Here is a 12,689-nt window from a genome sequence, read left to right on the forward strand (position 1 = left end):
AAGGGTTGCGTTTTTAATTTTATATCAAATGATAGTCCTCTCTAACCTACGTTCTAAAACTCCTCCAATCTGCATAACTTGAAGGGCGATTATGAAGCAATCACTCAAAAGGTCATTTCACGCTAAGGGACTATTTCCTTATTTCCGTATATTAGATTGACGATGAGAATCATTTTCATTTAAACTTTGTAATTGAAAACGATTCTCACTAAAAAAAGGAGGAGCACAGATGACCACTCTGTCCTCACATCAGCGAATTTTTATAAAAGAGACCGATGTGCAAAAAATACTCAAAGAAAAGTTACCAATTTCTCAAAAACGCATTCTTCACAAACTGGTTCAAGCGATCGTTCGAGAAAAGGTAATCGACTACACGGAGGAAACGTCAACCAATGACGTAAAATTACTATACATAAAACCCTCACACAACATAATAATCAAGGTTCCCATAAAGCATACCTATGCACTTGGACACATGGATATTGAAGATCCCATTACTATAGAAAAAGAAAACACTGTCCATTCAATCAATACTCCTTCTCAGTTAATAGAGGAATTGATCGAGGGACGGACCTCTGAATCTGGTAATCTGAAGCAACTTAAAATCGAACTGGAAAACAGTGTCACGAATGATGCTTTAGCTTTAACTGCTGAGAAGTTGAGACGGGGAGGGAGCATAGCAGTGAGTACCCTTAGGTATTTACAGCAAGGACAATCTTCAAACGCATCATTCAGTCCATTGACGTTTTTAGAACAAATGGTCATAGAAGGGCATACCCTCCACCCTTGTTCAAAGACAAGACTTGGTTTATCGAAAAATGAAGTGATGATGTACGCTCCAGAATGGGGAAATAAGGTGGATATCATTCCCCTTGCTATCCATAAAAGCATATCGTCATTCTCCAAAATAACCGATGGACCTTCCATGACAGACGTATTATTGAAAGATTATCCATACCTGGAAGAAGCATTCAAGGGGAATATAACCCGACTTCACCTGGTACCCGATGAATACGAGCTCATTCCCGTTCACCCATGGCAATTCGAACACACTGTAAAAAAACATTACAGAACAGAATTGAAACAGAAATTGCTGATCCCGATCGACACAGCGATTCCCTATCAGCCACTGATTTCGTTCCGATCATTAGCGCCAAATAATCGGACACATCATCACATTAAAACAGCACTCAATGTTCAAATGACGAGTGCCAAAAGAATCGTTTCACCGACATCCGTCAGGAACGGACCTGTTATATCAGAAATGTTGGATACCATCTCCAAACACGACTTGGAGATAAGGAATAAAATTAACTTTCTATCTGAAAGCAGTGGAGGGCATTACCAATCCCTTCAAAAGGGAGCGTCGCTAAATTTAGAAAAAAACCTATCTGCTCTAATAAGAGAAAATCCAGAAAAGAATCTAACGAACGAGGAAATTGCTGTTCCAGGAGCCTCACTCATAAACACCTCGCCAGTAACCGGGAAGGTGTTGGTTGTGGAACTTATTGAAGAATGGTCAAAGAGACAAAGGATTTCTACAGAGAATGCAGCTGCTCGCTTCATTCAAAAATACGCAAGTACTTTGACCCCTGGTCTCATAAGCTTGATCGTAAAGTATGGAATCAGTCTGGAAGCACATCTCCAAAATGCACTCATTATTTTCGAAAATGGGACTCCGACGAAACTATCGATTCGTGACAATGGAGGCATTCGTATTTTAGAAGATCGGACTCGGACGTTTATCGAAAAAGGGAGAATCAGCAACGAAACCAACTTACTCACGACAGAACCATTAGATCTATATAAAATGTTCTCACATGCCGTCATTCATAATCACTTAGGAGAAATCATCGTGAGAATAACCAAAGAGCTAAAGATTTCTGAAACTCTTCTATGGCAACAGGTTTCTGATGTCATTCAATTCACCATGGATGACTTAAAAAGCCAAGAGCTTCACAAAGAAAATGCAGCTCATTTTGAACAAGAATTATACAGTACAAGAACGTATTTAAAGTCACTGATAAAAATGAGATTATCCGATACGATCACAGAAAATATGTATGTTTCGGCTCCTAATCCATTAATTCAAGGAGGAAAGGAGAATACCATTGAAACTGTATAAAAATCATCCATTAGCAGAAAGTCAGTTTCTAGGCGAAGAAACTCAATGCCTGAACTACCTGAAAGAGAAACAACCCCATTTGGTTGCCTACTATAAAGAGCATCTGGATAAAGGGAGACAGACGATCCTGAACAAGCTTGCCGCCTCTTTATTAAGAGAAGACGTGAACTCACTATACTCTGATTCTGTTCAACTGAAGAAGATAGGTTCAGTTTATGTCACAAGCCTTTTGAAAGTGTATAAAAAGTGGGAGCCCTTTTTGCATCAGCTTCAAACTGTAGAATTAAGGGAGGATCTTTCATATAGAATGAAGTCTTTTGAGGAGTACATGATTCTGTTCCCAATCAGGGATGAACTCGCCTTTCGAAGAGTCACTCTTGAAGGGGATGTTTTATGGATCTCGAGAGATTCCCATGGGAAAGTAAAGACGGCAAGTGAACTGATTTCTCTTTTAGAGCTTTCTGATGAGGGATTTAAACTTAGGCAAGAACTTGATAATGGAACGGCTAATCAATCCCTCGGATATGCCATGAATGCCCAATGGATAGAGAGCCTGAAGAAAGAAATGGGTGAATCCCCTTGCACGTCTTCCCTGGAATATGTTAGAAGGAAGAAACAGGATGACCCCCTCTGGAGCCCGCTTTCATTCTATGAGCAGCTGAGTTTAGAAGGACATCACTTACATCCTGGTTCAAAAACCAAAACGGGCATGTCACCTGAGCATGTAGCCACGTATTCGCCGGAATTTCATCAAACGTTTAAGATTTGCTTTGTCGCTGTTAAGAAAGAATGGGTTGAAATGACGGAAGCCGAGCCCAATATAATAGAAGAAACGTTTTCAGAGATTATGCCATCCTACCATGCATTTATGATAAATAATAAACTCAATCTCAATAACTATCAGCTTTTGCCTATTCACGAATGGCAGTACAAACATGCTTTATATCCACTTTATCAAACAGAAATTAAGAAGGGGATTATCATCCCGATTGAAACTTTATCAGTCGTATGTGAGGCGACTTCATCATTTCGCACTGTCCTGCCTCAGAATAACACCACTCGGTTTGTTAAACTGGCTGTCAATAGTCAGATGACTTCCACTGTAAGATCGATCTCAAGTCAGACTGCCTTAAACAGTACGGTTTTCACGAATATGATGAGTGAAATATTAAATGAAGAAAGAGAGTTGACTTCTTCTTTTCTTCCACTAAATGAAATAGCAGGGTACACATTTAAATCAGAAAGGAATGATCAAAGGAGAAATCTGACCGTCGTCATAAGAGAAAATCGGGAAGAGGATCTGGATGAACAGGAAGTGATGATCACCGGGAGCAGTTTATACGCCATCTCACCTTTTTCCAATCGCACCATTCTGGCTGAACTGTTGGATGAATATTGCGAGCATCAGAAATTATCTAAAGAAAGAGGAGCCAAGTCATTTTTTAAAGACTATTTATCTGTTACTATACCAGGTTTCCTCACCTTCTTGACAAAATATGGAGTTGCGTTGGAAGGTCATTTGCAGAATAGTCTCCCTGTGTTCAAAAACGGTAAACCTGTGCGCTTTTACTTCCGGGATTGGGGAGGTGCAAGAATCTTCAAAAAGAGATTAGATGCTCAACATCTATTTCCGGCCTTTCATCCAGGCAGTATCACGATGACAGACCATATAGAAGAAATGTACTCAAAAGCCCACTACACGATTTTCCAAAGCCACTTTGGGGAGATCATCCGTCTTCTTGTAGAAGCTTCAGGTGTCTATGAAGGTGAGTTCTGGGCGTTGGTAAAAACGGCTTGTGAAAATACATTTACATCACTTTCCCAGACAGTTTCCGGCAATGTAGAAGAAGACAGAGCATTTTTATATCAGAAAGAAGTAAAGCATAAAGCATTAACCAGGATGAGAATGAGCCCTTCAGAAGGATACCTATACAGTCAAGTTGTCAATCCATTAGGAAAAGAAGAGAGCTGAAAGTGAATTCTTTTCCTGTTCAACAACATTTCGCGTTAAAATCACGACCTTTCCGACGCTTCTTGTACGGGAGCTTCTTTGTACGAACGACAGATTGGATGGATCTGACCATCCTCAACTGGATTGTGTACGAATGGACCCATTCAGCAGTAGCGCTAGGAATTGTGAATGCATGCAGGCTGCTGCCCGTTTTCCTTTTTTCCGTATCAGCAGGAGTGGCAGCCGACAAATATAATCGACGAAACTTACTTCTCATCCTATATAGTGGAATCTTTCTATCTACCATTTCAATTGCTGTAATAATTGGGCTACAAGCATCGTTCTACTTATTACTCTTCGCCGTAACAATACGGTCCATTTTCATGAGTTACGAAGTGCCGATTCGTAATGCCCTGTTGTCTGATATCGTTCCTATTGAAATGCTGGGTAGTGCCATTACCATACAAACGACGTGTATCAACGTTGCAAGAATGATTGGTCCAGCGTTTGCAGGTGTTCTCCTAGGGTATTTCACGGCTGGAGATGTGATGATCGGAGTCTCGTTTGGGACACTCCTGGTCATTTTATCATTAATGACCATTCCCGCTCCTCAACGGGTTAAAGGGAAGAGAGAAACGCAAGGGAAGAAATCATTAAGTGAAACCTTCCATTACATAAAAGGGAAACCCGGAATACTGGGTATCATGTTAGTGGCTGTAGCTCCAATGATTTTCGGTTTTCCCTATACGACAATGCTTCCCATTCTATCGAAAGAGTTGATGGGTCTCGGTCCAGCGGGTTTTGGATTGTTACTTTCCATTTCTTCTGCAGGTGCGATCGCAGCTACTGGGATCTTGACATTCCGACAACCGAGGATGGGAGGGCGTTGGCTGATTTTGTCCTCACTTGCCTTCGGAGCAACCTTACTCTTATTTACAGTGATGAGTCGTTATTATTTTATAGCTCTGGGCTTTATGTTCTTAGTGGGATTCGCAAGTCAATATTACAGAACGTTAAGCAGAATTCTTATCCAGGTGAAGGTGGCAGATGAGTTTAGGGGCAGGGTATTGGGCATTGCCCTGATGGACAGGGGCTACATTCCCCTCGGGGCCATCCTGATCGGGTTTATCGCCAGTTCATTTGATGCTTACACGGCCGGACTTTCAATGGGAATCGGAACCATCCTATTCACCATCGTCGTTGTCCGCAGTAATCGAAGTTTATGGAAGGAGTAATCTATGATTTCTAAAACCGTCAGCGCATATCTACCATTACTTCTTAGCAATAGAAAAGAAGATCCCATATGTGCCTATATCTATGACATTTACAAATTAAAGAAACATGTTCAACATCTGAGAGAGTCATTGCCTTCTTACTGTTCCTTATTTTATGCGGTCAAAGCAAATCCCGACATGAAAATCATACAGGCTTTGGAAGGGTACATTGATGGATTCGACACAGCTTCAGAAGGGGAACTCGTCAAGATCCTGGATCACACTGATAAGCCCATTATCTTTGGGGCACCTGCAAAAAAAGATAGTGAACTAGAGTATCTATCCAAGGGAAATCTTCACTGTATGAATATAGAAAGCGAACGGGACATGCATCGGTTGAACCGCTTAGGATCCGTTACAGGAGAAAAGCTTCCTGTCCTCATTCGTGTAAACAGTACCTATCAGGTGGCCAGGAGCTCTCATAAAATGACTGGGGTTCCGACTCAATTCGGAATAGAAGAAGAAAGGATTCCTACTCTATTAAATGAACTGTCAGACTATCCTTACCTTGAAATAAAAGGCTTTCACTTTCATGCGATGAGTAATAATCTCGATGCCCGGGATCACCTGGAATTCATACAATCCTGCCTGAAGAAGATAGTGGAGTGGAAGGCTGTGTTTTCATTACCTTCTGCCACTACATTGAACGCAGGTGGAGGAATTGGAATAAACTACCAAAACCCAGAAGAGCCATTTGATTGGGAAGCCTTCGCGAATGGTTTGCAGCAAATGGAAGCTTTATTTACTCATGAGGGAATCCAGCTGATATTGGAACTTGGCAGATATATGGTAGGTGATTGCGGATACTATGTGGCAGAAGTAATGGATGTTAAGCGAAATCATGGTGAGCATTTTGCACTGATAAGAGGAGGGACTCATCATTTACGATTGCCTGCAGCGTGGAAAATGAGTCATCCCCATACGATTTATCCAGTGGACATATGGTTTGATGAACCACTGCCCAGACCAGAGATAAGGGAAGAACACGTTACCGTTTCCGGTGAGTTATGTACCCCCAATGATGTCCTAATCCGAAAGGGTTACGTAGAAAGATTGAAAGCCGGAGACTTAATCGTATTTTCGATGGCAGGAGCGTATGGATGGACCATCTCTCATCATGATTTCTTATCGCATCCCCATCCTGAATTTCATTACTTGGAAGAGCACCTGGACAAGGTTGATTTTTAAAAAACATGAAACTTTTTCCTATGTTCATCCGTATATATAGAAAAAGATCTTTCAAGGATAGGAGTGAAGCGGATGCTATGGTGGATAATTTTCATTGCCGTTGGATTCGGTATAGTAAGTGGGATTCTCAGACGTAAATTCTCTCAAAATACATTTGAAGCAGGAGATCATAACGAAAGACAACTGCAGGAAGAAGAACGTGTGAAAGCAAGCAGTTGGTTTACCGGGGGGCAATGATAAGAAAATGTCAGGAATAGCTTCCTGGCATTTTTATTTTGACAACCAATACCCACTGGTTGAATGAGCTGAATAGCAAATCAGAAAAAATCCTTTTGATCCCGTTTTTCATGGTAAAATAAGTTAAAACCGTTCAAGTCAGACCCGTGAATTCATTCAGGGGAATGTCTTCAATGGTATACCAAAAGAACAAAGGGGAGAAGACCGTGATCAAATCTGAACAGGACATTTTTGATTTAGTGAGAAATGATTCATAGATGATGAGTATCCTTGAAACCGCACAATCCCTTCATCTGCCCGACTGGTGGATCTGTGCTGGGTTTGTAAGGACGAAGGTGTGGGATACACTGCACGGGTATTCGTATAAAACGGACTTGCCGGATATTGATGTCGTGTATTTTGATGCTTCAAATACAGATGAACATTTCGAAAAGTAGCTGGAATCCAAATTGAAGGAGAAAACACCTGTCGAACCGTGGTCCGTGAAAAACCAGGCCAGGATGCATATTATAAATGAAGAAGCACCCTATAGCTCAGCGATTGATGCTGTATCTCGTTTCTCAGAAACTGCTACCTCCATTGCATTGACATTGAACAAGAATAATGACCTTATTTTAGCAGCACCCTGGGGGATACAAGATTTACTTTCCCTACAAATAAAGCCGACTCCACCTTTTACAGAAAAAGAGGCATTGGCCTCTATATATAAAAAAAGGTTGCTGGAAAAGGATTGGAATACGAAGTGGCCGAAAGTGAAAATCCATGGTACCAATGGATTTTTGTGGGAAGTGAAGCAAGAGTGAATTTTCTTCCTTAAAAGGAGATTTGATGTAGTAGGTTATTACATATGAGTTACTATTCACTTTCTTTTTTGCTATTTAAAGTTTATCAGTTGGAGTGACCTTCATAGTACTGTTCATAGCTTGATATCTTTCAAGCGGTCACATTGGTCATTCTGTTACATATCGCTTATAAGAATTCAATTACAGGGGGAAATCCTCGATATTAAACGTTTTTCATCTTGAAAACAGAGCGTTTTTTGAGGTCCGTCCCGCCTAGAAAAGGAGAAAGTTATGTCGATTAGGTATTGGTCACAAGTAGGGATTGGGTTGGTTGTACTGGGATTTGCGTCTTTGGTCTCCTGGTATGAAGGGAGTGCTTTGTTGGATAACTCTTGGGAATGGAGGTATTCGGCTCCGTTCAGTGAAATGATTCATCACAGTGTTCAAAGTTCGTATGATATTGTAGCCCTTGATTTCTTTGTTTATGCTGCCAAGTTTTCGCCACTCTACCCTGGCATGATGATAATCAGTGCCAGTTATCTTTCAATTCTGATCGGATTTCGGTTATTTAAACAATCAGGTTTCCGGATTTTCCTAGCACTCCTTGGTGTGATCGACCTTTCGGTAAGTTTCATCATCTCCTCTTCCCCTACTGCAGGAGGGAATATTTTATTTTGGTTATTTCTTTCAGTTGGACTATTTATGATAGTGGTCGCGAGCGTCCTTCACTTATTGCCATATATACAAATGAAAAGCCATTTCAATCAAAATTAAGAGGGATCCATATCAAATAGAGGGACGGACCTCAATTTGACCATATTTCATGTTAAATCCCTTGAAATTTAGCAACTTCACTCTAAAAGCAGGTCATATTTTGAGGTCCGTCCCTAAACCGTAACGTTTAACTGTACGGTTTTATCAAAATGCAGTATACTACTCTAGAGGTGATAACTTGGGAAATCATATCGAATAGGCGAGCTATCGAAGATAAGTGAAGTGTCCAAGCGGACCATTGATTATTACACGAAAATGGGTTTATTAAAATGCGACCGGTCAAACAATAATTACCGGTATTATAATGAAGAGACATTAGCCGACTTGAAGCTGATTGAACAGTGTCAGCAGATGAATATGACATTGCATGAAATCAAAGATCGTTTGATTTTGTTGAAATCCGAGCAGGTAGATCAATCTTTACTTGAAAATCAAGTGAAGCATATACGAAATGAAATGAAGCATTTGCATAATGAATTGCATGAGGTCCTGCAGGCAATGGATACATTGGGGGATGAGGACCGTAAGCGCATGTTAAAACAAGTTTCCCCACAGGCTTTGGCCTTATTCCAAACATTAATGGTTTTTTCTGGTTAAACCAGCATAATAGATAAACAACTACAGGAGAGTGACTTTTTTTTGGACGATATACCACTGAATTCATTAGTATTATTAGGAGCATTAATTCTTTTATCTGCCTTTTTCTCATCGGCGGAAACGGCATACTCCAGCGTGAACAAGATCAGACTTAAGAATTTCGTAAGTGAAGGAAGAAGAGGAAGCATCAAAGCGCATTATATTGCAGAGAATTTTGATAAAGCACTGTCCACGATATTAGTCGGAAATAACATCGTGAACATCGCTGCAGCCAGTATCTCAGCAAAGCTTGCGACAGATATTTTTGGAGGTAACACGGGCCTTGTCATCAGTACGTTTGTCATGACATTGTTAATTCTGATTTTCGGAGAAATACTGCCTAAATCATTGGCAAAAGAAAATGCTGAAACCTATTCCCTGACCATATCCGGCGTGCTGTTCTTCTTAATAAAAGTCCTAACACCGATCAACTTCTTTTTTATCAAATTAAAAGAGTTGGTATCGAAGTTCTTCTCGAAAAATCACGAGATGCCTTCTGTCACAGAGGAAGAATTAAAAGTGATGCTTGATATTAGTGAAGAAGAAGGAGTCATCGATAAAGAGGAAAGAGAATTGATTCACCGCTCGATGGACTTTGATGATATCCTTGCAACCGAAGTCCTGACACCACGGATCGATGTCAAGGCTGTTGAAGTGAATCAACCGATTGAAGAAATTAAGGAAATGTTCTTTGAAGAGCGATTTTCACGAATTCCCGTTTACGAGGATCATATTGATAATGTGATCGGAATTCTTTCAGAGAAAGAGTTTTTTACACACTTGATCAAATTCGGTGAAGTAAACATCCGGGAACTGATTCGTGAACCAATGTTTATTTTTGAATCTGTCAAAATTTCTTCCCTTCTTACTAAGCTTCAAAAGAACAATGTGCATATGGCCATTGTAGTAGATGAGTTTGGTGGAACAACCGGAATCATCACCCTTGAAGATATTTTGGAAGAAATTGTAGGGGAAATCTGGGATGAGCAAGATGAAAAAACACATTCCATGAGAAAAATCAGCGATAAAGAATATACATTCGATTCGCAATATCAATTGGATGAATTTACAGAGTTACTTGATGTACCAGAGCCCGAAAGTTCTTATCATACCCTTGGTGGATGGGTCGTTGAAAGCTTTGAAGATCTTCCATCAGAAGGTGACAGCTTCGACTATGAAAACTTAAAAGTGAGCGTAGAAGAAGTGGATAACCGCCGGGTACGTACGATTAAAGTTGAAATACTAGAAGAAAAAACCGAAGATATTGTTCAGTAAGCAGGAAATAACAGGCTCTTCATTGCCTGTTATTTTTTTGGTTCATTATTGATAGAAGGAGGAGGCTGTTATATGCATGAAACAGAAACAAGGGAAGCTCTTTTACGGGAACTGGAAGTGGTAAATAAATGGGCTGATGATCAAAAAGGGTTATGGTTTTGGGAGAAGCTCGGCCGTATTCCCTTTATGATCCTGGACCGGATCACTCCTCAAATGGTACATAACAAGATCGGACAAGCACTGGATGAAATAGGAAGCTACATACAAAAAGGCGGAAGCTACCTTACAAGTGAGAAAGAAGTCGTTAAGCGATTTACTAAGAAAACAGCCAACCCTCATTTAATTGTAAGTGATATTTCCAAGCTGCCCCTTACAGAAATGGATGAAGTAAGCGGAGGGATAGTGGACATGAGAAAGAAGGTTGCAATGACCCAGGGGGCGACTACCGGCATCGGTGGTTTCCTGACGCTAAGTATTGATATTCCTTTCATCCTCGGCATATCCCTTAAGACTCTTCAGGAGATTGCCATATGTTACGGGTACGATCCGAATGATCAGCAGGAGCGTATTTTCATAATTAAATGCTTACAATTCGTTTCTTCGGATATTGTCGGGAAGCAAGCAATCCTTCAGGAACTATCGGACTTTAACAAAAAGGATATGCAGAAGAGAGAACAAACCCTATCCCAGCTTCAAGGCTGGAGGGAAGTTATGACCAGCTTCCGTGACAACTTCGGCTGGAAAAAACTATTCCAAATGATTCCCATCGCAGGAATCCTCTTTGGCTCCTTCATCAACAAATCCATGATCGCAGACATAGGAGAAGCCGGCCGTATGCTCTACCGTAAAAGACGGATCCTGGAGAAGATTGAAGAGGGACGGACCTCTGAAATTTAATCTTTCTGGTGAAAAGGCTAAATATCAATATCTTTTTACATGATGAATGCAGATCAGAGGTCCGTCCCTCTGATTTTTTTTGGATGTCATTTTACTGGAAATTTATACTAAGATAAGAGAAATACTTGGGGATGCTTATTTGGTTATGAATATAAATGGTTATACGATAGTTGAAGATATTTTGAGAAATTGGGGGAGGAGACTAATTCCTGAAGTGGAGTGGTTTTATTTGGCTTATATGTTTGTGAAAGAGCAAAGAGATGTTTCTCCTGTACTTCATATATCCAGCAAATCTAAAATGATAGTTCTTCAAGGAGGTTCCAATGAAAAATAAAAAGTGGTTTTTTTATCTTATCTTGCTTTCCCTTGTGATCCCTAGTTGGTATTTCTACCAGAAGGTGCCTGACCGCACCTATGAGGGTATGACGATCATTCCTGAAGAACATGAAGATATACCTTTATATGAAGGCTTGGAACAGACAATGAGCGATTATAAAATGAATGGCGATCATTGGGTTGGTATTTATGATTTTTATCTCGATGAACTTCCAAAATTGGGTTGGGAGGTAAGTGAATTAGGTTCAGCTCTTGATGATCAGGATGCTGAAAATGATTGGGGCGGCTTTTATTCTACATGGAGAAAAGAAGGATTTGATGGAGAATTATCTATCTCATCCCATTTTAATCAAGGGGAAGACTATACAGAAGTCATATTTGACAAACACCCTATTTATCAGTCATCTGTTTGGATAGATGTGCCTCCCAAAAGCGCATGCGTTTATATTGATTCTGGTAATGAATCCTGCCGGGCAATTAACGATAAGGAGATCATTCTGTCTTTAATGGATTATATTAATGATGGCATTGATTGGGATGATCAATCAACCGAACCGCGTTCCAATAAGAAAACTTATCAGTTTGATGATATAAAAGTTGAAGTCCTTTACGAAGGAGATAAAGAAATCTATTTGAAATCAGATAAAGGTACAAAACTAATGAAACCAGAACCTGAATTCTTGAAAATCATTAGTCAGTAAGGCAAAAGGGACCTCCAATTGGAAGTCCCTTTCATCTTATTCCTCTTCGTTCTTATCTTTATTAAACCAAAGCGGTTCATCATTATCCACTTCGCCATTATAATTAATGAGCAATTCTTCGCCAGCTTGAATGTCTTTGTAGGCATAAAAGTCGAAGGTATGGTTATCGAAATTTATCTCGTAAGTTGTATTTGGTGTATATGAATGGTTAAACAACATTCCGTATCCTAAGAGAAGTGCTGTGTGATTGATTCCGTATTCAAATACATAATCCGCCAGGAAGGTTTTTTCAATATGTTCATGTTCCTCATTGGGATAGGGGATGACTGGTGCTTCATGAACCAGCTCTCCTTTGGCTATATCTCTTTTTGCAAAAACGCCGCGATTAAGATCACCGTCACTAAGAGATGATATTTTCACTTCGATCATTAGGCCACCTTCTTTCTTAATCCTTTAACTTAGTAAGCTTGACACGAACTGGATAGAAAAGCAACACTAAATCTTTAACAGCTC

Annotated in this window: 11 protein-coding genes and 1 pseudogene; 11 read left to right on the forward strand and 1 reads right to left on the reverse strand. The window is 40.1% G+C overall.

Going from position 1 to position 12,689, the window contains the following annotated elements:
* The first annotated feature begins 229 nt into the window (after nt 1-229).
* From Q1B03_RS00510 to Q1B03_RS00560, 11 genes and pseudogenes are all read left to right on the forward strand, one after another.
* Nucleotides 230-2,125, forward strand: a complete 1,896-nt coding sequence (locus Q1B03_RS00510) for an IucA/IucC family siderophore biosynthesis protein (RefSeq protein WP_299737008.1) — start codon at nt 230-232, stop codon at nt 2,123-2,125.
* Entirely contained in the window at nt 2,112-4,097 is a 1,986-nt protein-coding gene (locus Q1B03_RS00515) for an IucA/IucC family siderophore biosynthesis protein (protein WP_299737010.1), read from the forward strand. The genes Q1B03_RS00510 and Q1B03_RS00515 overlap by 14 nt, the downstream gene beginning before the upstream one ends.
* Before the next feature lie 2 nt (nt 4,098-4,099).
* Nucleotides 4,100-5,311, forward strand: a complete 1,212-nt coding sequence (locus Q1B03_RS00520; RefSeq protein ID WP_299737012.1) for an MFS transporter — start codon at nt 4,100-4,102, stop codon at nt 5,309-5,311.
* A gap of 3 nt (nt 5,312-5,314) precedes the next feature.
* Nucleotides 5,315-6,538: a type III PLP-dependent enzyme gene (locus tag Q1B03_RS00525; RefSeq protein ID WP_299737014.1), complete on the forward strand. Its 1,224-nt coding sequence runs from the start codon at nt 5,315-5,317 to the stop codon at nt 6,536-6,538.
* A 72-nt stretch (nt 6,539-6,610) separates the two neighbouring features.
* The gene (locus Q1B03_RS00530; RefSeq protein WP_299737016.1) at nt 6,611-6,775 is read left to right on the forward strand and encodes a hypothetical protein; all 165 of its coding nucleotides are present in this window, start codon (nt 6,611-6,613) and stop codon (nt 6,773-6,775) included.
* Between the two features lie 257 nt (nt 6,776-7,032).
* Nucleotides 7,033-7,578 (forward strand): annotated as a pseudogene (locus tag Q1B03_RS00535) (nucleotidyltransferase family protein).
* A 270-nt stretch (nt 7,579-7,848) separates the two neighbouring features.
* Nucleotides 7,849-8,331, forward strand: coding sequence for a YjdJ family protein (locus Q1B03_RS00540; RefSeq protein WP_299737018.1), 483 nt, complete (start codon nt 7,849-7,851; stop codon nt 8,329-8,331).
* Nucleotides 8,332-8,526: 195 nt separating this feature from the next.
* Nucleotides 8,527-8,928: a MerR family transcriptional regulator gene (locus Q1B03_RS00545; protein ID WP_299739542.1), complete on the forward strand. Its 402-nt coding sequence runs from the start codon at nt 8,527-8,529 to the stop codon at nt 8,926-8,928.
* Nucleotides 8,929-8,970: 42 nt separating this feature from the next.
* Nucleotides 8,971-10,242: a hemolysin family protein gene (locus Q1B03_RS00550; protein WP_299737020.1), complete on the forward strand. Its 1,272-nt coding sequence runs from the start codon at nt 8,971-8,973 to the stop codon at nt 10,240-10,242.
* A 72-nt stretch (nt 10,243-10,314) separates the two neighbouring features.
* Nucleotides 10,315-11,139, forward strand: a complete 825-nt coding sequence (locus tag Q1B03_RS00555; protein WP_299737022.1) for an EcsC family protein — start codon at nt 10,315-10,317, stop codon at nt 11,137-11,139.
* 323 nt (nt 11,140-11,462) lie between these two features.
* Nucleotides 11,463-12,176 (forward strand): hypothetical protein, encoded by a 714-nt coding sequence (locus Q1B03_RS00560; protein ID WP_299737025.1) that lies wholly within the window; start codon nt 11,463-11,465, stop codon nt 12,174-12,176.
* 36 nt (nt 12,177-12,212) lie between these two features.
* Here the strand turns inward: Q1B03_RS00560 and Q1B03_RS00565 are convergent, their stop codons facing one another.
* Nucleotides 12,213-12,605: an SET domain-containing protein gene (locus Q1B03_RS00565; RefSeq protein ID WP_299737027.1), complete on the reverse strand. Its 393-nt coding sequence runs from the start codon at nt 12,603-12,605 to the stop codon at nt 12,213-12,215.
* Between the last annotated feature and the right edge of the window lie 84 nt (nt 12,606-12,689).

It is taken from the genome of uncultured Rossellomorea sp., from assembly GCF_947488365.1.
GTDB lineage: Bacteria > Bacillota > Bacilli > Bacillales > Bacillaceae_B > Rossellomorea.

Bases quoted from the DNA above. Each gene is read 5' to 3' on its own strand.
- Q1B03_RS00560 (WP_299737025.1), top strand. From the start codon at position 11,463: ATGAAAAATAAAAAGTGGTTTTTTTATCTTATCTTGCTTTCCCTTGTG.
- Q1B03_RS00565 (WP_299737027.1), bottom strand. From the start codon at position 12,605: ATGATCGAAGTGAAAATATCATCTCTTAGTGACGGTGATCTTAATCGC.
- Q1B03_RS00525 (WP_299737014.1), top strand. From the start codon at position 5,315: ATGATTTCTAAAACCGTCAGCGCATATCTACCATTACTTCTTAGCAAT.
- Q1B03_RS00555 (WP_299737022.1), top strand. From the start codon at position 10,315: ATGCATGAAACAGAAACAAGGGAAGCTCTTTTACGGGAACTGGAAGTG.
- Q1B03_RS00540 (WP_299737018.1), top strand. From the start codon at position 7,849: ATGTCGATTAGGTATTGGTCACAAGTAGGGATTGGGTTGGTTGTACTG.
- Q1B03_RS00510 (WP_299737008.1), top strand. From the start codon at position 230: ATGACCACTCTGTCCTCACATCAGCGAATTTTTATAAAAGAGACCGAT.
- Q1B03_RS00530 (WP_299737016.1), top strand. From the start codon at position 6,611: ATGCTATGGTGGATAATTTTCATTGCCGTTGGATTCGGTATAGTAAGT.